16 protein-coding genes and 1 other annotated feature are annotated in these 19,819 nt (G+C 40.9%); of the genes, 5 read left to right on the top strand and 11 right to left on the bottom strand.

Annotated features, from left to right (window positions below):
- Nucleotides 1–28: 28 nt before the first annotated feature.
- The 4 genes from ABEQ24_RS04115 to ABEQ24_RS04100 form a co-directional block, all read right to left on the bottom strand.
- The gene (locus tag ABEQ24_RS04115) at nucleotides 29–166 is read right to left on the bottom strand and encodes a hypothetical protein (RefSeq protein WP_421174758.1); all 138 of its coding nucleotides are present in this window, start codon (nucleotides 164–166) and stop codon (nucleotides 29–31) included.
- A 108-nt stretch (nucleotides 167–274) separates the two neighbouring features.
- Entirely contained in the window at nucleotides 275–475 is a 201-nt protein-coding gene (locus ABEQ24_RS04110) for an alpha/beta-type small acid-soluble spore protein (protein ID WP_029279082.1), read from the bottom strand.
- 88 nt (nucleotides 476–563) lie between these two features.
- Nucleotides 564–1,763 (bottom strand): tRNA uracil 4-sulfurtransferase ThiI, encoded by a 1,200-nt coding sequence (gene thiI / locus ABEQ24_RS04105; protein WP_430005584.1) that lies wholly within the window; start codon nucleotides 1,761–1,763, stop codon nucleotides 564–566.
- A 4-nt stretch (nucleotides 1,764–1,767) separates the two neighbouring features.
- Nucleotides 1,768–2,907, bottom strand: coding sequence for a cysteine desulfurase family protein (locus ABEQ24_RS04100; protein ID WP_430005583.1), 1,140 nt, complete (start codon nucleotides 2,905–2,907; stop codon nucleotides 1,768–1,770).
- Between the two features lie 258 nt (nucleotides 2,908–3,165).
- Here ABEQ24_RS04100 and brnQ point away from each other — a divergent pair, with 258 nt between their 5' ends.
- On the top strand, nucleotides 3,166–4,524 hold the full coding sequence (gene brnQ / locus ABEQ24_RS04095; protein ID WP_430005582.1) for a branched-chain amino acid transport system II carrier protein: 1,359 nt from the start codon (nucleotides 3,166–3,168) through the stop codon (nucleotides 4,522–4,524).
- Between the two features lie 45 nt (nucleotides 4,525–4,569).
- Here brnQ and ezrA read toward each other — a convergent pair whose 3' ends face one another.
- A complete protein-coding gene (ezrA, locus tag ABEQ24_RS04090) occupies nucleotides 4,570–6,273 on the bottom strand; it encodes a septation ring formation regulator EzrA (RefSeq protein ID WP_430005581.1) in 1,704 nt (567 codons plus the stop codon).
- Between the two features lie 228 nt (nucleotides 6,274–6,501).
- Here ezrA and hisJ point away from each other — a divergent pair, with 228 nt between their 5' ends.
- Nucleotides 6,502–7,305, top strand: coding sequence for a histidinol-phosphatase HisJ (gene hisJ / locus ABEQ24_RS04085; protein WP_430005580.1), 804 nt, complete (start codon nucleotides 6,502–6,504; stop codon nucleotides 7,303–7,305).
- A 17-nt stretch (nucleotides 7,306–7,322) separates the two neighbouring features.
- Here the strand turns inward: hisJ and refZ are convergent, their stop codons facing one another.
- Nucleotides 7,323–7,967 carry a forespore capture DNA-binding protein RefZ gene (gene refZ, locus ABEQ24_RS04080; protein WP_430005579.1) on the bottom strand — a complete coding sequence of 215 codons (645 nt, stop codon included), beginning with the start codon at nucleotides 7,965–7,967 and terminating at the stop codon, nucleotides 7,323–7,325.
- Nucleotides 7,968–8,098: 131 nt separating this feature from the next.
- Here refZ and ABEQ24_RS04075 point away from each other — a divergent pair, with 131 nt between their 5' ends.
- Nucleotides 8,099–8,578: a GAF domain-containing protein gene (locus ABEQ24_RS04075; protein ID WP_430005578.1), complete on the top strand. Its 480-nt coding sequence runs from the start codon at nucleotides 8,099–8,101 to the stop codon at nucleotides 8,576–8,578.
- 39 nt (nucleotides 8,579–8,617) lie between these two features.
- On the opposite strand, the gene megL is transcribed toward ABEQ24_RS04075, so the two are convergent.
- Together megL and ABEQ24_RS04065 are read right to left on the bottom strand one after the other, a co-directional pair.
- A complete protein-coding gene (gene megL / locus ABEQ24_RS04070; RefSeq protein ID WP_430005651.1) occupies nucleotides 8,618–9,802 on the bottom strand; it encodes a methionine gamma-lyase in 1,185 nt (394 codons plus the stop codon).
- A 113-nt stretch (nucleotides 9,803–9,915) separates the two neighbouring features.
- Nucleotides 9,916–11,703: a sensor domain-containing diguanylate cyclase gene (locus ABEQ24_RS04065; protein WP_430005577.1), complete on the bottom strand. Its 1,788-nt coding sequence runs from the start codon at nucleotides 11,701–11,703 to the stop codon at nucleotides 9,916–9,918.
- A 348-nt stretch (nucleotides 11,704–12,051) separates the two neighbouring features.
- Between ABEQ24_RS04065 and rpsD the strand changes: the two genes are divergently transcribed.
- On the top strand, nucleotides 12,052–12,654 hold the full coding sequence (gene rpsD, locus ABEQ24_RS04060; protein ID WP_070876502.1) for a 30S ribosomal protein S4: 603 nt from the start codon (nucleotides 12,052–12,054) through the stop codon (nucleotides 12,652–12,654).
- Between the two features lie 110 nt (nucleotides 12,655–12,764).
- Here rpsD and ABEQ24_RS04055 read toward each other — a convergent pair whose 3' ends face one another.
- Both ABEQ24_RS04055 and tyrS read right to left on the bottom strand, forming a co-directional pair.
- Entirely contained in the window at nucleotides 12,765–12,983 is a 219-nt protein-coding gene (locus ABEQ24_RS04055) for a hypothetical protein (protein WP_430005576.1), read from the bottom strand.
- A 380-nt stretch (nucleotides 12,984–13,363) separates the two neighbouring features.
- Nucleotides 13,364–14,632 (bottom strand): tyrosine--tRNA ligase, encoded by a 1,269-nt coding sequence (tyrS, locus tag ABEQ24_RS04050; RefSeq protein ID WP_430005575.1) that lies wholly within the window; start codon nucleotides 14,630–14,632, stop codon nucleotides 13,364–13,366.
- A gap of 49 nt (nucleotides 14,633–14,681) precedes the next feature.
- Nucleotides 14,682–14,903, bottom strand: a binding site (T-box leader).
- A 166-nt stretch (nucleotides 14,904–15,069) separates the two neighbouring features.
- Here tyrS and ABEQ24_RS04045 point away from each other — a divergent pair.
- Complete coding sequence (locus ABEQ24_RS04045) at nucleotides 15,070–17,958, top strand: transglycosylase domain-containing protein (protein ID WP_430005650.1); 2,889 nt, start codon at nucleotides 15,070–15,072, stop codon at nucleotides 17,956–17,958.
- 94 nt (nucleotides 17,959–18,052) lie between these two features.
- On the opposite strand, the gene acsA is transcribed toward ABEQ24_RS04045, so the two are convergent.
- Nucleotides 18,053–19,771, bottom strand: a complete 1,719-nt coding sequence (acsA, locus tag ABEQ24_RS04040; RefSeq protein ID WP_430005574.1) for an acetate--CoA ligase — start codon at nucleotides 19,769–19,771, stop codon at nucleotides 18,053–18,055.
- Nucleotides 19,772–19,819: the final 48 nt, after the last annotated feature.

Raw genomic sequence — 19,819 nt, 5'->3', positions numbered from 1 at the left:
GCGCGGATATGATCATCCGCACTAACGCTCAGCTTTGCTCGTTCGATTCTACTGCATTTTTAGGTTCACTGCTTCTTTTTCTGCCTTGCTTTTTAGACTTCTGCTGTTTTTGATCCTGTTCCTGTCCGCCTTCAAATTCAGTATTTGGACGATTATTCTTTGTCATCCTGATAAACCCTCCTCTATTTAAAATGCTCCGCAAGCATAAAAAATCCGAATAGAAAAGAGTGGGGTATGGTCCCCACCCTTCGTAGCCATATCTATTTAGTTCAAGTTATTTTGAAAATCCACCCATGTTTTGTTGAGCGTAAGATACTAAACGTTTAGTGATCTCACCGCCTACAGAACCGTTAGCACGAGCAGTTGTTTCAGGTCCTAAGTTCACTCCGAACTCAGAAGCGATTTCGTATTTCATTTGATCGATTGCTTGTTGTGCACCTGGTACTACTAATTGGTTTGAGCTGTTGTTTGCCATGTGTTTTCACCTCCTTGTGAGTATAGATTGTGTAAAAACACATGGCTTCATTCAAACTAATTTTGGTAATTGTTCACAATTCAAATGTTTAAAATAAACTTTTTAACTTCTTATCTTCAGATGGTGATATGGCGATTACTTCCGTATTTTCAACGGCTCTATTAATCAGCATTTCAAAGTCGAGAAAACTTTCGAACCTTTGCGCTTTTTCAAGTTTTGGTTTTGTAGCTGGAGATGCTGGTGTAAAAATGGTGCAGCAATCTTCGTATGGCAAAATGGAGGTATCATGGGTTCCAATTTGCTTGGCTATAGAGATGATATCCGTTTTATCATAAGTGATCAGCGGACGGATAATAGGAGTGCTTGTGACATCATTGATAGCAAACATGCTCTCAAGTGTCTGGCTCGCAACTTGTCCAAGGCTTTCTCCGGTGATTATCGCCAAACCGCCCTGTTTCTCACGGATTCTGTCAGCTATTTTCAGCATCATTCTCCGTGTAGATGTCATGTTATAGCTTTCGGGCACCTGTTTTTGAATCGTTTCCTGTATTTCCGTAAACGGTACGATATGCAGCTTGATTTGTCCGCTGAAAGAAGTAAGTTTTTTTGCCAGGTCCATTACTTTTTGCTTGGCGCGCTCACTAGTATACGGCGGACTGAAGAAGTGAATGGCTTCCACTTCGATGCCGCGCTTCATCGCAAAGAAGCCGGCTACTGGGCTGTCAATTCCGCCCGAGAGCATTAAGACAGCTTTTCCGCTCGCCCCTGCAGGAAGACCGCCAGCTCCCTGATAATCCTTACAGGTCAAATAGGCTGCTTCTTCACGGACTTCAACTCTTAAATCAATGTCAGGTTTGTGCACATCTACTGTTAACTCCGCCGTATTTTGCAGAATGTGGCTGCCGATTTCATGATTGATTTCATTTGTAAGGAGAGGAAACGTTTTATCCGCTCTTTTGGCGGATATTTTAAAGGTATCCCCCGGTTTATATTGCCCAGACATCAGCTCAAGTGCTCCACTTTTAATAGACTCAAGCTCATTCTTTGTTTTTAATGCTAAGCTAAAAGAATGGATGCCGAAGACATTTTCCAGCTTTTCAAGAATAGGTACGTGATTTTCTCCTTGAAGCCTTATATACATACGGTCTCTGTTGCTGCTGTAGACTAAGGCCGGAAACTCATGCAGCACCAGTTTAATATTTTCTTTCAACTGATCAACAAACCGTTTTCGATTTTTTCCTTTTGTAGAAATTTCTCCATATCGAATTAAAATATGATCATAATTCATCTTACTACCTCGTTAATTTCGTTAATTTTCCAAGAGATTTCTTTAATACAGCCATAAATTCTTCCAGCTCTTCCATTGTATTTTCATATGAAAGGCTTATGCGGATTGAGCTTGATGCCACAGCTTCGCCTTTTCCCATAGCAAGCAGTATCTTGCTGCTCTTTTTTCTTTTTGACGAACAGGCAGATGTTGTTGAAACAAAGATTCCTGATTGTTCAAGCATATGTAATAGCACTTCTGCCTGAATGCCGGGTGCTGAAAAATTAATAATATGTGGTGCTGATATAATTTCAGGTGTATTTACGACAATACCATCTATTTTATTCAGTTCTCTGATCAGCATACTTTTCATCTTCTGCAAATTATTTTTACAGGCTTCGTATTTTTCAGCGGATAATCTTAACGCCTTTGCCATTGATACCGCAAGTGCGACGCTCTCCGTGCCTGAGCGTGCCCGCATCTCCTGTGCGCCCCCTGATAAAAGAGGCTCGATTTTGATTCCTTTTCGGGCAAATAAAACTCCGCAGCCATTTAATGCATGGAATTTGTGGCCTGATAGTGTACATAAATCAATGCCATTAAGGGAAAGAGGAACTTTAGCCGCCCCCTGTACATGGTCAACGTGAAAATAAATTCCCGGAAAATCCTTAAGCAGACTGCTGATTTTTTCTATGGGCTGAATCGATCCTGTTTCATTATTCACATGCATAACGGATACCAAAATGGTTTCTTTTCTGATGTTTTTTTTAATATCTTCAACCTCAACAATTCCTTCTTCATTTACAGGCAGATACGTTACGTCAAAGTCAAAAAGATCTTGAAGCTGTCTGCAGCTTTCAATAACAGAAGGATGTTCAATTTGGGTAGTAATAATATGATTCCCTCTCTTTTTAAGGGTAAAGGCAGTGCCTTTAATGGCTAGATTATTTCCTTCAGTTCCCCCTGATGTGAAGATGATTTCTTTTTCATCTGCTCCTAAAAGGCCAGCCATTTGTTTTCTTGCCTGCGCTAAAAGGTTTTCTGCTTCCGCACCCAGACTGTGCAGCGAGGATGGATTGGCAAAAAAACGAGTTGCAACATGTGCAAAAGCATGCAATACTTCATCATATGGTTTCGTGGTTGCACTGTTATCAAGATAAATCAAGATATTCGATCCTCCAATACATTGAAAAAAGGGAGTTTTGAATCTGTATAGTTAAAGAAAAGAGTAATGTGTCCGAAACAAACCATCATAATAACATAAAATCAGAAAATAAGAAATAAATATTTAACTATTTGACATATTAAATTTTTTGAATATAATAAAAACTGATTTAATCTTATTTTTCGACAAATTTTTTAGATAATGTGGTAGGATGAAAACGGATACATTTTCTAACACTCAGTCTTCAGGAGGATTTTCATGTCAAAATCATTGCCATTAAAAGAAACTTTAACTATAGGACTTATGCTCTTCGCTTTATTTTTCGGAGCAGGTAATTTAATCTTTCCGCCTGGATTAGGCCAGCAAGCTGGTGTAAACATGTGGGAGGCGATGATCGGATTCCTGATAACAGGTGTCGGACTTCCGCTCCTTGGTGTAGTCGCAATAGGAGTATCAGGCAGTGATGTCCAGTCTCTTGCAGGCAGGGTACATCCAGTTTTCGGATTAGTATTTACATTCATATTATATCTAGCCATAGGACCTGTCTTTGCCATTCCAAGAACAGGCACAGTCACATATGAAGTTGGCTTATTGCCATTCTTGCCAGCTGCAGCTGCAGACAGCAGTTTGCCTTTGTTTATATTCACCATTATCTTTTTCGGCATTACGTTTTGGCTGTCACTTAATCCAACGAAGATTGTTGATACAGTTGGAAAGCTTTTAACCCCAATCCTGCTGATTGTACTTGCGCTTATCTCGATTAAGATGTTTGTAACACCTATGGGAGAATTGCAGGCTCCAAAAGGAGAGTATGCAGAGGGTTCCTTTTTCAAAGGCTTTTTGGAAGGATATTTGACAATGGATACCCTTGCTGCTTTAGTATTCAGCATCGTTGTAATCAATGCAGTTAAAGAAAGAGGCATTACAGACCGTTCTGCCATTGCAAAAATCTGCATCAGATGCGGGTTAATCGCTGCTGCAGGCCTTGCAGCCGTTTATATTTCCCTTGCGTACTTAGGAGCTACAAGCGTAACTCAAATTGGTTATCTCGATAATGGCGGAGCTGTTTTATCGGAATCAGTGAATATCCTATTTGGTTCATTAGGAAATGTGATTTTGAGCACGGCTATTACATTTGCTTGTTTGACAACAAGCATTGGCCTGGTTTCAGCCTGCGGCAAGTATTTCTCAAAGGTTTTTCCGAGTATTTCGTATAAACTGATCATCACTATTATTTGTTTATTCAGTTTAATTGTCGCGAACGCTGGATTAACAAAGCTGATCGCCTTTTCTGTCCCAGTTTTAATTGCTTTATATCCGCTTGCAATCGTTCTGATTGTACTATCTTTTCTTCACCATTATTTTAAAGGTGCACCTGAAGTATACATTTGCAGTTTAATCTTGACGACCGTTATTAGCATCGCGGATGGATTAAAAGCTGGAGGCTTGCTCCCAGGCGAAGCTGACGAGTGGCTTACATCCATTGTTCCGTTATTCGACTACGGCATTGGATTCTTAGTTCCTGCTGTCATTGGCGGAATAATCGGGTATATCATCTCCATTGTCAGGACTAATCAGAAAAACGGGGCTGCCATGGCAAGCCCGCGAAGAAGATAGAAATTGATAAAAAAACTCCCGTACCTCTTGGTACGGGAGTTTTTTTCATGAAGATGGTTTAGTCTCTTCATCCAAAATAATTTGAAGCTTCGAGAGTGAGCCTGGCTCAACTTGTTCAAGAGCAGCTGCTGCTTTTTCCAGCGACTGGCTGTATTCATATTTTCGGAAATGCACTTCCGCCTCTTTTAATTGATCAGCGACCGTTCCATTTCGTCTTCTGTATTTGTTTCCATATTGAATTACTTTTTCAGCTAAATAGACTTGTTCAATCATTTCCTCAGCCTGCTTGGAGAACGTCTCTATGTTCTTAACAGCCTCATCCAGCAGTGCATTAACTTCAACCATATTCAATGGAATCTCTTCAAGCCTGCGTGACACCTGAGAAACCGATTGCCTGGCGTCCTGAAGCAGCTGAGCAAGACTTCCTGGCAGTCCAGGCACATTGCTTTTCTGGATTTTTCTGCTGGAGTCGTGCAGCTGTTTTCTCGCATCAGACAATGCTTTTCTTGCTTCACGCTCTTCTTTGCGGAGTGCCTGAAGCAATTCGCTGAAATCATGATGCTCGGTTTTAACAGAAGCTATATGCTTCTCAAGTTCTTCAAGCTCTTCTTTTAAAATCGAATGTGCAAGCTGTTCTGTCTGCAGGTTGTTTTGAATATGAGAGAATTGCTTATAAAGAGAGTTAATTTGCTTTTCCAGTTTCCTCTGTTTATCTAAATCAGCTTCAGAAATTTGATAGCTCTGTCTTACAAGTTCTGCTTCTTCCTGTGTTTCTTTTCGCTTAGCGAGAAGGTCTGCAAGCTGCTGATCTATCTTGCTTGTGGCAGATTGCACATAATGATGTGCCAGTACTTCTTTTTCCAAAAGATCATAGAATGTGTCAATTGCTTCCTGAATTTCTTCTAGGCTGTCTTTTACTTCAGCTGTATTTGCTTCCGCAAGCAGCTCCATATGTGAATCTAGCTGTTTAGTCATTTTGTGAAGCTCTGTTTCAAGCTGAATATGCTTCAAATGGAAGCCATTATCAAGCATTTCCTGATAGCCTTCCGAAAGCTCTGCAAGCTGATTCGGGATAACCGTGTGGCACTCTGCCAAAAGCTTTGGTATGTCATCGATTTTAGACAGCAGAATCAGGATTTCTTCTTTTTGAACGAGCAGAATCTCTCTTGCAGCCAAATAGTTGCCTGCCTCGGTTTCTGTTTCAAATTGTTTTAATGCTTCAACTATCTCCCCAAGCATCGCATCAAGCTTTGCATGGGATTTTCCAAACGTATGGCTGTGTGCAAGAAGCGTCTTTTTTGCTTTTTTCACATTTGCCCTAACGTCCTCTATTTCTGTGCTGTTCTTTTCTTCACTCGATATGAGCTCATTAATCTCCGATATAATGATTTCAATAGATTCATCAACAAGCTTAAGTGTTTTTTCGATATGCTCCAAAACCTTTTTGGATTTGGTAAAACGGTATTTGTCCGCATAGTCCTCTGCATCAAACAGAAGCTCCTCTACTTCAGGAAGCTGGGCTGTAATAATCTCATCCCATTCCTTCCTCCACCGTTCAAATAATTCTTCGGCTTGTCCTGTCATTTTCAAGTCTTTGACTTTTGAAAGCTCATCTACAATTGACCGGTTCATAATCTCAATCTTCAATGCTTCTAAACGGTCAACTTCTTTGTATATGTTCCTTCTGATAACGTAGCCGACACTAAATAAAACCAGCAAAATGACAATAAGTCCAATAACGACTTCCATAATGAGCCCCCTCGTTGTGTTCCAGCAAATCGTCATAACAAGGTATAATATTTTTATATGAATGTAAGTAACGATTGTCGAATTCTTATGTAAAGTGTATTTATTTGTGAATGATGTTATTTCGTTGTATTTATGATACCATGTAAACGACAATTTTTGACCGATAATTTAAATTTTTTTACATAATTTATCGCCATATTTCGCGGCTTTTGAGAGGTGTGACAAAGCTTGAGAAAAAAAGACGGACATGTCCATACGCCATTTTGCCCCCATGGTTCAGCAGACAGTTTTGAAATGTATATCGAAAAAGCTCTGAAAATGGGATTAGAAGAGCTGACATTTACTGAGCACGCTCCCCTGCCGGAGGGTTTTTCCGATCCCGTTCCTGATAAAGACAGTGCAATGAATATGAGACTTTTAAATGACTATATCTTACAAGTGTTAAAAGTAAAAGAAAAATACTCAAATGACATAAAAATTAATCTCGGATTTGAAATTGATTATATTGAAGGATTTGAACGTGAAACAGAATCGTTTCTGTCTCGGTACGGCCACTATATTGACGATGCTGTGCTGTCAGTTCACTTTTTAAAACTAAATGGTGAATATTATTGCGCGGATTTTCATGAGAGTACGTTCTTGCAAATGATGGAGGCAGCCGGAAGTTTGAAATCTCTTCATATTACCTATTATGAAACAATGCTTGCGGCAGTCAAAGCCAATCTAGGTCCCCATAAACCTAAACGGCTCGGTCATCTCACTCTGATCAATAAATTCCAAAAACGTTTTCCGGCAGATTTCAATATAAAAGACATGCAGCAAGACCTGCTGCATGCCGTTAAAGAACAGTACATGGAGCTTGATTTTAATGTGGCGGGTTTAAGGAAAGATTTATGCGGAGCCATTTATCTTGATCCGTGGATGATAAACGAGGCAAAAAAACAAAACATCCCTCTCGTATACGGGTCTGACGCCCATAGTGCAAAGGATGTTGGTGCACACTTTTCCCTTTATGAGGAGGCTCTTTCTTAAGAGCTTACATATATCTCTTAAACAATAGCTTCTTTTTGTGCAGGATCACAAAGAAGATGATCGATCCATATTTCAATTTCATGGAAGTATTGTTTTACGAAATAAGATTCGTGTGTCTGTATATAGAGAACTTCACTCATATACTGAGGCTGAAGATAGGGCATATTCAGCAGGCTCTTTAATTGCACTAAAATGTGCACCATTGGCGCCTTGCGGAAATTACCGGTTTTAATGCCCTCTTCAAGAATGGCTTTAAAAAAGTATTTCTCCTTAGTCAGATAGGTCGTCATTACTTCTCTGATTAAGGTAGAATCTAAGGTAACTTCTCTTAGAACAAACCTTGCAAGTTGACGATTTTGATGCTGGTAGTTTAAAATATCCTGAATTAATAGCAAAAGACAATTTTTCGGTGTTTCATGACTAAGGCGAATATAGCCTTCTTCAATGACAGAAAGGTATCCTTCATAATACTTGGAGACCAGGTACTCCAAGAGGCCTCCCTTTCCATTAAAATAGTAGGAGATGTGAGCAACATTTACATTTGCTTTTTTGGCGATTTCCCTGACAGAAGTCCCATTAAAGCCTTGTGTGTTAAATAATGCTACAGCGGCGTCGATAATCTTTTCTTTCGTTTGATTGGGGACGTTCGGCTGGATTGGCATAATTCTCACCCCTTTCATCATTACTATGTTATTTCAAGGAAGCAGGAGGTTTATCCTTTAATGTTTTCTCGACAAAGTTTGTCCGGCTCATTTTAATAATGGGGAAAAATACACAAAGGTGGGGAATCATCATGTTTCATGTCGAAAAATACAGTGGCAAACAAGAAGAAAATTATCAGCTGCTCATTAAACAGCTTAAAGCATTATTAGACGGTGAAAGCGACCAAATCGCTAATTTATCGAACGCTTCTGCTCTATTGAATCAGTTTTTGCAAGAAGTAAACTGGGTTGGATTCTATTTATATAAAGACAGCGAACTTGTATTGGGGCCTTTCCAGGGTCTTCCGGCATGTGTAAGAATCCCTATGGGAAGAGGAGTATGCGGAACAGCTGCAGCCACACAAGAAACAGCCCGGATCGCTGATGTTCATTCTTTCCCCGGCCATATTGCATGTGATGCAGCATCACAGTCGGAAATCGTTATTCCTATTGTAAAAGAAGGAGAGCTGTTAGGCGTGCTTGATATCGACAGCCCTGTAAAAAACCGCTTCAGTGAACTCGATCAAGAATACTTAGAGCAATTTACTGAAGCCCTGAAAGATTATTTGTAAACATGAACAAACCGGAACCCTTAAAGTTCCGGTTTTATTTTATTTCCGCTCTAAAGCCTGTTCTAGATCTCCCCAAATATCTTCAACGCTTTCAAGACCTACAGACAGCCGGACGAGATTATCTTCGATTCCCATTTGTATTCTTTCAAACTCTGGCACTACGGAATGCGTCATTGTTGCCGGGTGCTGAATTAATGACTCTGCATCTCCAAGGCTAACAGCAATCTTTATCAGCCCAAGCGCGTTGATAAATGCCTGTGTTTCTGCTTTATCATGGTTTTTAAGAGTAAAGGTAATGAGTCCTCCGCCTTTTTTCATTTGCTTTTTAGCAAGAGCAACCTGTTCCGGATTTCCCAAGAATGGATAGACAACACGGTCAATAGATGGATGAACAAGCAGCCTCTTTGCAATTTCCTCTGCATTTTCACAGTGCCGGTCCATTCGTACAGGCAGTGTTTTTAATCCTCTAAGCAGCAGCCAGGCATCGAAAGGAGACATAATGGCTCCGATATCTTTTCTTTCCGTCATGGCAAGTTTGTGAATGTATTCTTTCTTGCCTGCAACAAAACCGCCGATCACATCTCCATGACCGCTGATATATTTTGTTGCACTGTGCAGAACAATATCACACCCCAGCAAAAGCGGCTGCTGCAGATATGGCGAACAAAAAGTATTATCAACGATTACTTTTAAACCGCGGGCTTTTGCAGCAGCAGTCACGGTTGCTAAATCAATCAGCTGCATAGTAGGATTAATGGGTGTCTCAATATAGATGCATGCAGTCTCCGGCTTAATAGCTGCTTCTATTACTTCTATACTGTTCAATTCTGAAAATGAATAAGTGATCCCGAATTTTTCTTCAAGCATTTTCAGCAATCCAAACGTACATCCATAGATTCCTTTAGAACATAGAATATGGGAACCTGTTTTGACCATAGACATGAGAACCGCTGATACAGCACCCATACCGGAACCGAAAGCAAGAGCCGCTTCCGCCTCTTCAATTGCCGCGATTTTCTGTTCTGCCAATTGTACTGTCGGATTTCCCAGCCGGGAATAAATATGACCTTCTTCTTCTCCCGCAAAACGCTTTTCTCCTGTTTCCGCCCTGTCAAATACAAACGTCGCTGTCTGATAAAGCGGAGGCGTCAAACTGTTATATGGGTCCTTCAATTGTTTTTGACCGTGAATGACTTTTGTTTCAAAGCTGAATTCCTTCCCCAGTGTTCTCTCCCCCTTCTCTGTTTACATTCATTATCATATGATAGTTCCACAGATTTTGAAAGCGCTTTCTTAACGATAAAAAAAGATATCACCTCTGTAAGGTGACACCGTTTTTACCCGACCTCTATATCCTGCTGAAAAATGACACGGTTTTTCCCGCTTTCTTTTGCACTGTATAAAGCTTTGTCTGCACGTCTGATAATTCTTTTCAGCGTATCATTCCGGTCATCCTTCCAATGAGCGACTCCGCAAGAAACAGTGACTGTCGGTTCTGTTCCTTTGAGCACGGACCCAACAAGGCGGTTTGCTACTGAGATACCTGTTGCAAGATCCGTCTGCGGCAGGTAAACTGCAAGTTCTTCTCCGCCCCACCTTGCACCCACATCATGTTCACGGATATTGTTTTTAATAATCTTTGCGACTTGAATGAGAACTTCATCACCAACCTGATGTCCATATGTATCATTCACCAGCTTAAAATCATCTATGTCCATAAGGATGAACGTTCCTTGGCTGTCTTTTCCAAGAGAACTCTGTACAAACTCATCCAAGAAGCTGCGGGAATGTAAAGTAGTTAAATGATCGGTTTTCACAAGCATCTCAAGCTCTTCCCGAAGCATGGAATTCATAAGTGCCAGTGTAGAATGATGAATCAGTGATTGCATCAGCTTAAACATTTCAAAGGTAAAATGATACGAGTCAGAATGAAGAACAATAACAAATCCTTTCAGCTGCTCGCTTTGAATCATCGGTATGGCAATCAGAGAGGAAAATACTGATTTATCTCCTCCACTTGCTTCTCCGATAAACAATCCTTCAAGGTGCCGGCTGAATTTGCTGTGAACCAAATCCAAATAAGGCTCTGATTCTCCTTCGTGAAAAAAAGGCGTACTGCCCGGCAATATACAAGGCTGACCATCCTTATTCATATAATAAAAGCCAACCTCTTCAGCAGAAAATGAACGGATGATTCGGTCTGACATGAAAGTCATCGTTTCAACCAGCCTCAAGTTTTTATTCAGACGGTGAGATGTTTCATTAATAAGCTGCAGATCTGAAACAAGTTTTTTTGATTGTTCATAAAGCTTTGCATTCTCAAGTGCATGACCCGCAGCCTTTGCAAGAGATTCAATAATCACCATCACTTCTTTGTCTAAGTGAGACTGATTTTGCTTGGTGGCTTCTAAAACTCCGTAAACCCCCTGTTTTCCTCTAAGCGGAGCATAAACAACAAGATGATTTGATTGTTTATACAGCTCCCACTGCACATCACCCGACAAATACGCCTGCATCGCTTTTTCATTTCCGTAATTCCCTTCGTAATCCAAGCTCTTGATCGGCAAATTTTGTTTGTTATCATTATCCTGTGAGAGAAAAAGATAAAAAAGATAGGCCGGAAACATCGTTTGAAGGGAATCGATCAGCTGATCCAATACCTCGTCCTTATTCATTGTCGAATGAAGTTTTTCAGTCAGCTTATACAGTGATTTATATTTAGCATCACTCTCCATTTTATTGGACTTTCTAATAAAATAGGAAAGGAATTTTTCGCATTCACTATGAAGCTTTTCGTAAAATTCTTTGCTGAAAGCATTCTTATTCTTTATTACTATAAGATATTCACCAGGGATCAATAGCTCCGCCCTGAGATCATGCACTTCAATCTGTTCCTGCTGTTTTATAAATCGATCGCATTGATAGAAGCCAGCTGTTGAAGCAAGCAGAACATATTGATGATTTTCATATTTAAAAAGAGCCGCATCCTCTGATTCCATTGCTTTTTGCAGAGTGCAGACAAAATATTCTTCATGCCTTTTGCTGTTCTGCAGGCATTCGCTGCTGATATAATCAAAGAAAAGACTCTTAATAGACATTAACGTATACTCTGATAGATGTATCACAAAAATCCCCCGTACTGTCAAATCCTGCATTATTTATTTCAGTATAACATAGAATATTTTCCAATTTATCTATTTCATGTGTTTTTCTAATCTTCCGCTCTCCACTTTTATTCGAATGTTTGCTTGACTTTATATTATTAAAATCATATAATATTCGTTGTGTAAAATAAATATTCGCAGCCTATTGATACCACTGCTGTGATTTCATTTTGTTCCTCCATTGTGAGGTGTATCGTGTAACTCTCTGCTGCTGGAGCGAGGATATATGAAAACAAAATGTGCATGTCAGTTCAGGGTCAGTCTGTTTTTATTTTATGCCAAATAAAAACATGTAAGGAGGAGACATATATGTCTCGTTATACAGGTCCAAGTTGGAAACTTTCCCGTCGTTTGGGAATTTCATTAAGCGGAACAGGTAAAGAATTAGAAAAGCGTCCATTCGCGCCAGGTCAGCACGGCCCGACTCAACGCAAAAAATTATCTGAGTACGGCTTACAATTACAAGAAAAACAAAAGCTTCGCCACATGTTCGGTGTGAACGAGCGTCAATTCCGCAACACATTTGACAAAGCTGCTAAAATGACTGGTAAACACGGTGAAAACTTCATGATTCTTCTTGAGTCTCGTTTAGACAACGTTGTTTATCGTCTTGGTTTAGCACGCACTCGCCGTCAGGCACGTCAAATCGTTAACCATGGCCACATCATGGTTGATGGAAGCCGCGTAGACATTCCATCATTCCAAGTGAAACCAGGTCAAACAATCACTTTACGTGAAAAATCACGCAACCTTGACATCGTTAAAGAATCAATCGAAGTAAGCAACTTCGTTCCTGAATTCTTAACTTTCGATGCTGACAAATTAGAAGGTACTTTCACTCGCTTACCTGAGCGTTCTGAATTGCCTGCTGAAATTAACGAAGCTCTTATCGTTGAGTTCTACTCACGTTAATTTTGTAAAGACCCTGGAAACGTTGATGAAACGATTTCCAGGGTTTTTCTTTTTATATAAAAACTTCTGCATTCCTCACGCCGAATCATAATCTTCTGCCTTATAAACTACTAAGCAAAGTTTCTTTTTCTCTTTTGAATCGCAGCTGAAAGAATATTGCCTTTTTTGAAGATCCTTATCTGCTGTTTAGAGAAACAGTAGGCCTTAATGTAATGTTCATTTATTTCATTCACTAAAATCATTCTTTGCGTAAGCAATCCTTTTTCAGAAAGATAAATCATTTCAATCGGCATCTGCTGATTTTTTGATTTCTCCAATAAAACCTTCATCGTATCAGCCCCTTTTTCTACTTTCATCATATGCAAACAAACGTTCTATTACAACGGATAAGAATAAATTCATTTTGTGTAATTTTTGGAAGAAATACTGTTATAGAAGAATGTATTTAAAAAAACCTTTTGACTGACTTAACCATTACATTCTTAGGCGAGATTATTTCTTTACAACAAAAAGGGCTGTTCAGAAAGTCTTCTCATAAATTGTTGATTTTGATGATAAATATTCCTTTCCGCCCCAGTCACTTAGGATCTTCAATATTCAGACTATTAAACAACAAAGTTTATTAAAAAAACTACAGAAAAAAGCAGGCAGGAAAACATTTGTTTTCCTGCCTGCTTCATTTTAAAGACTCATCGGACAACCACTTTCGTTAGTCCTTGTATTGAATTAACGTGTACTTCTTCTTCCCTCTGCGGATAACCGTGAATTTAGCATCAATGCGGTCTTCCGCTCCAAGAATTTTGTTCGTGTCCTGAATGCGCTCGCCATTGATGTATACTGCTCCATTTGAAACATCTTCTCTTGCCTGGCGTTTTGAAGGCGAGATCTTAGCATTAACAAGCAAATCGATTAAGCTGATTTCAGCTTCTTCTACTGTAAATGCAGGCACATCTTTAAAGCCCTGCTCGATTTCATCTCCAGTCAGCTCTTTAATATTGCCGCTGAACAAAGCCTGTGAAATTTTAATGGCTTGATCTAGTGATTTCTCTCCGTGCACAAGCTTTGTCATTTCTTCAGCGAGTGCTTTTTGAGCTGCACGCTTTTCCGGAGCATCTGTCAGTTCCCTTTCTAGTGAAGCAATTTCTTCATGAGAAAGGAACGTGAAAAACTTGATGTATTTTATGACATCGCGGTCATCTGTGTTAATCCAGAACTGGTAGAATTCATAAGGAGTTGTTTTTTCCTTATCAAGCCAAATGGCACCGCCTTCTGTTTTGCCGAATTTCGTGCCGTCTGATTTTGTTACAAGCGGTACCGTTAAACCAAACGCTTTTGCATTTTCCTCTGATTTGCGGATCAGCTCAAGACCTGCTGTGATGTTTCCCCACTGATCGCTTCCTCCAACCTGAAGTCTGCATCCTTCTGTTCTGTACAGGTTCAAAAAGTCGTATGACTGCAGAATCATGTAGCTGAATTCAGTGTACGAGATGCCGGATTCAATTCTTGATGAGACCGTATCTTTGGCGAGCATGTAGTTAATGCCGAAATTTTTGCCCACATCTCGGAGGAACGTAATCAGATCCATGGAACCGATCCAATCGAAGTTGTTTGCAAGAATGGCAGGATTTTTGCCTGAAGGATCAAAATCAAGGAAACGTGACAGCTGGTTTTTAATTTTATCTGACCATTCTTTGACGATATCAGATGTATTCAGCGTACGTTCTGCTTTTTTGCCGGATGGATCTCCAATCATCCCTGTTGCTCCCCCTACTAAGGCAATCGGACGGTGTCCTGCCTGCTGAAAACGGCGAAGAGTTAAGATTGGAAGCAGGTGGCCGATATGCAGGCTGTCTGCTGTCGGGTCAAATCCTGTATATAATTTAACAGACTCCTCTTCAAGCACCTTTTTCAGGCCTTCTTCGTCTGTCATTTGATTAATTAATCCTCTGAACTGAAGATCATTGAGCAATTCACTCATTTTGACTCTCTCCTTTTTCATAAAATACAAAAAACGCCCCTTCAAAAAATGAAGGGGCGTGGAATACGCGGTACCACCCTGCTTTGGGAAGCATGCTTCCCGTCTCGAAAAGATAACGGACTTTAACCGTCTTCTGCTATTTGGCGGATAAGCCGTTCACAAAAGAAGCTCCTGGAGGTAATTCATGATTCATCTGTGTACTGATTTGCATCAAACATCAGCTTTCTAAAACAGGGAGATGTTCACTACTTATTCCATTCAAAGCATTTTTAAATTCTAATAAATCTTTTTTACCATATAGAATTTCACTTGTCAAACGATTCTTCAACATCTGACATAATCATACAAAAGTACTGTTTTTATATGATATAATTGAGAGGATTGTATAGGGGGATGATACATAAATGGATAAATTCAAAACTTGGTACAGCAAATTTATGCCTTACAAACATAGAACAGTTAAAGGGTTTAATATTACTTACGGTGTCGTCTGGAACCTGATGCTGATCTTTTTTGTCATCGGTTTAATTGCCGCATCATTTGGCGGCGGAATCGGTGCAGGTTATTTTGCATCGCTTGTTAAAGATGAACCTCTCCGCACTTATAGTTCCATGAAAAAAGATATTTATAATTACGAAGAAACCTCGCAGATCTATTTTTCTGATTCTGTGTATTTAGGAAAGCTCCGTGCGGATATTGAACGGCAGGAAGTAAAGATTGATGAGATTTCAAAACACGTAAAAAATGCTGTCATCGCTACAGAGGACGAGTTTTTCTACGAACATGACGGGGTTGTCCCTAAAGCGATCATGCGTGCTCTTTTTCAAGAAGTCACAAACTCCTCCAACCGTTCTGGGGGAAGCACACTCACTCAGCAGCTGATAAAAAATCAAATTCTTACAGATGAAGTCTCTTTCGACCGCAAAGCCAAAGAAATCCTGCTTGCTCTCAGACTTGAGCGCTTCTTTGAAAAAGAGGAAATTTTGGAGGCCTATCTGAATGTAGCAGACTTGGGCAGAAACGCTTCCGGCAGAAATATAGCCGGTGTACAGGCTGCTGCGCAAGGGATTTTTGGTGTGGATGCGAAGGATTTATCCCTTCCCCAATCCGCTTTTATTGCAGGACTTCCTCAGAGTCCATTTGGCTATACCCCATTTACAAACAGGGGTGAAATAAAGGAAAACCTCGATGCCGGCACATCAAGAATGAGGACGGTTCTTAGACGCATGCACGCAAAAGGCTTCATCACGCAAGCAGAATACGATGAAGCAAGCAAATTTGATTTAAGAAAAAGCCTGGCCAAGGCCAAGCCTTCTTCCATCGAACAATACCCTTGGCTGACTTATGAAATCGAAGAGCGCGCTACTGATATTATTTTAACGCAGCTTGCTGTAAAAGACGGCCATAAAATGGATGAACTGAAAAAAAATAAAGAATTATACGCTGAATACAAAGCACTTGCTGACCGTAACTTAAGGCAAAACGGCTATAAAATCCATACAACAATTCAAAAAGATATTTATGACAAAATGAAAACCATCGCTGAATCGTATGAATACTACGGAAACGATAAACCTGAAGTGAAAATAGACAAAGATACCGGGAAGAAGATACAAGTTCAGGAGCCCGTTGAGGTCGGTGCTGTTTTAATTGAGAATAAAACAGGAAAAATCATCAGTTTCGTCGGGGGCAGAAATCATAAAAGAGAACAGGTTAATCATGCGATGGATACGCCGAGATCAAATGGATCAACGATGAAGCCGCTGCTCGCCTATGCTCCGGCGATGGAAACCGGCGCCATCCAGCCTGGATCGGTTCTTGCCGATGTACCGATGCAAATCGGCGAATGGAGCCCTAAAAATTTCGATGGCCGCTTTCACGGATTTACAAGCGCACGCTATGCACTTGAAAAGTCATATAATATACCTGCGATTAAGTCCTATTTAAAAGTGATTGATCAGAATCCTCTTAACTATTTAAAGAAAATGGGAGTCACAACGATCTCTAAAGCTGATGGCGGTCCAGCTACTTCAATCGGGGGGCTGACTAATGGCATTACCGTTGAAGAAAACGTAAACGCTTATGCAACATTTGCAAATGGCGGAAAGTTTATCGATGCTTATCTCATTGAAAAAATTGAGACAAAATCAGGTGAAGTCATTTATCAGCATAAATCAAATGCAGTAGATGTATTCACACCTCAGACATCCTATTTAACAATCGACATGATGCGCGATGTTATCAAACAAGGAACGGGTTCATCCGCAAAGAGCTACTTGTCATTCAGCGCGGACTGGGCAGGAAAAACAGGAACGAGCCAAGATTATAAGGATATATGGTTTGTAGGCACAAATCCGAATGTTTCATTTGGAACTTGGATCGGATACGATACTCCTAAATCTGTTCAAAAAGATTATAAGGGCATGTCCTACAGCCGCCGGAACATCCTATTATGGTCTAAGCTGATGAATGCAGCCCATGACGTGAATCCGGGGCTCATCGCACCGAAAGAAACCTTTAAAATGCCCGGCGGAATCGTTCAAAAATCATACTGCGCTCTCTCCGGGGACTTGCCGTCTAGTATGTGCCAGCAGGCGGGACTTGTTGCAACAGACCTTTTTAATGCGAAGTTCGTTCCAACAAAAACAGATGACAGTTTAACATCCGGAAAATACGTATTTGTTAAAGACAGAGCTTATAAGGTACCCCCTTCTGCTCCTTCTGAATTCGTTCAGCAAGGTGTGATGCTGAAAAAGGAAATTCTGCAAAGGCATCATTTAAGCAGCTTCAGCGATTTAAAAGAATTGCTGCCAAATAAAACAAACTGGGGCAATATTGTTGTAACAGATGGAAATGAAATTCGGGATAACGGAACTGCTCCATCACAAGTATCCGGAGTAAGAATCGGCAGCGGCCGCCTGAACTGGAATACAAGCGTTGATTCCGATGTTGTAGGCTACCGCGTTTATGCAGCCGGCAACTTCTCTAAAAACTTCAAAAAAGTAGCGAGCATCCCTGCTTCAAAAAGTCTATCTGCATCAATAGGAGGTTCACCTGCAGCCTATTATGTAGTCGCAGTTGATGTAGCAGGAAAAGAATCACCTGCTTCTGCTACCGTAACAAGCGGATCCTATCAAGCTCAAAAACCGGAAGCGCGTCCTGCTGATTCTAAACCTAAAGATCCGAAACCTGCAGAACCGAAGCCCGCTGACCCTAAGCCCGCTGATCCAAAACCAGCGGACCCTAAGCCGGAACCTAAACCTCCGGAGAAGCCGGCGGACAATGAGGGACAGCCGCCTCCAAAAGAGGAAAAACCAAATGGCTGACCTGCAAATGCATCCTGAACCAGATTAAGAACGAATGTAGACTATACGAAAAAAAGCTTGCAGAATATCTGCAAGCTTTTTTCATCTGATTCTATTAATCTTCCATTGTCGACAAATCGCCAGTCGGCAAATCGAGCTCCCACGCTTTTAAGACGCGGCGCATAATTTTTCCGCTTCGTGTTTTTGGCAGTTTATCGCGGAATTCAATTTCACGCGGTGCTGCGTGAGCAGCAAGTCCCTTTTTAACAAAATTGCGGATTTCCTCTTTAAGTTCATCTGTCGCTTCGTACCCGTCACGAAGCGCAACAAACGCTTTAATAATTTCACCGCGCACTGGATCCGGCTTTCCGATTACTCCAGCTTCAGCAATGGCTGGATGCTCAACAAGCTTGCTTTCAACCTCAAATGGACCGACGCGCTCGCCTGATGTCATGATGACATCATCAATTCTGCCCTGGAACCAAAAATAGCCGTCCTCATCCTTATAGGCCGAGTCTCCGGAAACATACCAATCTCCCGGCATAAAATAAGACTCGTACTTTTCTTTGTTGTTCCAGATGGCATGCATCATGGATGGCCAGCCTTTTTTAATCGCCAGATTTCCCATGCGGTATGGCGGAACTTCATTGCCCTGGTCATCAACTATTGCGGCCTGGACGCCCGGAATTGGTTTACCCATTGATCCTGGCTTAATTTCCATGGACGGATAATTGCAGATTACCTGTGCACCCGTTTCTGTCATCCACCATGTATCATGAATACGGTTGTCAAAGACTTTTACGCCCCATCTGACAACTTCAGGATTTAACGGTTCCCCAACGCTCAAGATGTGTCTTAGTGAACTTAAGTCAAACTGTTTCACAAGCTGATCGCCGGCACCCATAAGCATCCTGAAAGCTGTTGGTGCACTGTACCAGACCGTTACACCATAATTCTGGATTGTTTCATACCACTGTTCAGGCTTAAATCTGCCCCCTACGATGACGTTTGACGCTCCATGAAGCCAAGGTCCAAAGATCCCGTAAACGGTCCCTGTGACCCATCCTGGATCGGCTGTGCACCAATAAACATCATCTTCTTTTAAATCAAGAACCCAGCTGCCGGTCTGATAATGCTGAATCATCGCCTGATGGACATGCAGAACCCCTTTCGGCTTGCCGGTTGAACCGGATGTATAATGGAGCAGCAGGCCGTCTGTTTTTTCGACCCATTCTATTTCAAGCTTATTGCTTGCTGTCTTCATTCTTGTCAACAAATCTATGTATGGACCATCTTCATGAACATTCTCTCCTACAAGGACAACATGCTTTAGAGCCGGAAGATCATTAAACGGAACTCTTTCAAGAAGCTCCGGAGTTGTTACAATAACTTTAGCGTCGCTGTCCTGAAGGCGGTCGCTCACTGCTCCCTCCATAAAGGCTTCGAATAAAGGACCGACAATGGCCCCGAGCTTTATCGCACCAAGCACTGTAAAGTACAATTCCGGAGTTCTCGGCATAAAGACGAAAACACGGTCGCCTTTTTCTACATCTGCACATTGACGAAGAATGTTTCCTGCTTTATTTGAGAAATCTTTCATTTCTTTAAACGTATATTTTTCTTCTCTTTCAGGGTCACGGTAATACAAGGCAACCTTGTTTTTCCGAAAAGATTCTGCATGTTTGTCAATTGCTTCGTATGCAGCATTAATTCTTCCTGTTTCAGACCACGATAAATGCTTTTCTGCTTCTGCCCAGTCAAAATTTTCATAGGCTTTTGCATAGTCTTCAAGATTGTGGTTCCCCTTTGCTGCTGGCAGCGCTTCCAACTTCATCCTTAACTCCCCCTTATTCAGTATATACATTCTCTATTATAGAACAGA

The sequence above is a fragment of the Metabacillus idriensis genome (assembly GCF_050483325.1).
Taxonomy (GTDB): Bacteria; Bacillota; Bacilli; order Bacillales; family Bacillaceae; genus Bacillus_P; species Bacillus_P idriensis_A.
This window is presented reverse-complemented; position numbering and strand designations above follow the sequence as displayed.

What these genes read in the sequence shown, in the direction of transcription:
- ABEQ24_RS04115 (WP_421174758.1), bottom strand. Translation starts at nt 166, where the DNA reads ATGACAAAGAATAATCGTCCAAATACTGAATTTGAAGGCGGACAGGAA.
- ABEQ24_RS04110 (WP_029279082.1), bottom strand. Translation starts at nt 475, where the DNA reads ATGGCAAACAACAGCTCAAACCAATTAGTAGTACCAGGTGCACAACAA.
- thiI (WP_430005584.1), bottom strand. Translation starts at nt 1,763, where the DNA reads ATGAATTATGATCATATTTTAATTCGATATGGAGAAATTTCTACAAAA.
- brnQ (WP_430005582.1), top strand. Translation starts at nt 3,166, where the DNA reads ATGTCAAAATCATTGCCATTAAAAGAAACTTTAACTATAGGACTTATG.
- ezrA (WP_430005581.1), bottom strand. Translation starts at nt 6,273, where the DNA reads ATGGAAGTCGTTATTGGACTTATTGTCATTTTGCTGGTTTTATTTAGT.
- refZ (WP_430005579.1), bottom strand. Translation starts at nt 7,967, where the DNA reads ATGCCAATCCAGCCGAACGTCCCCAATCAAACGAAAGAAAAGATTATC.
- ABEQ24_RS04075 (WP_430005578.1), top strand. Translation starts at nt 8,099, where the DNA reads ATGTTTCATGTCGAAAAATACAGTGGCAAACAAGAAGAAAATTATCAG.
- rpsD (WP_070876502.1), top strand. Translation starts at nt 12,052, where the DNA reads ATGTCTCGTTATACAGGTCCAAGTTGGAAACTTTCCCGTCGTTTGGGA.
- ABEQ24_RS04055 (WP_430005576.1), bottom strand. Translation starts at nt 12,983, where the DNA reads ATGAAGGTTTTATTGGAGAAATCAAAAAATCAGCAGATGCCGATTGAA.
- tyrS (WP_430005575.1), bottom strand. Translation starts at nt 14,632, where the DNA reads ATGAGTGAATTGCTCAATGATCTTCAGTTCAGAGGATTAATTAATCAA.
- ABEQ24_RS04045 (WP_430005650.1), top strand. Translation starts at nt 15,070, where the DNA reads ATGCCTTACAAACATAGAACAGTTAAAGGGTTTAATATTACTTACGGT.
- acsA (WP_430005574.1), bottom strand. Translation starts at nt 19,771, where the DNA reads ATGAAGTTGGAAGCGCTGCCAGCAGCAAAGGGGAACCACAATCTTGAA.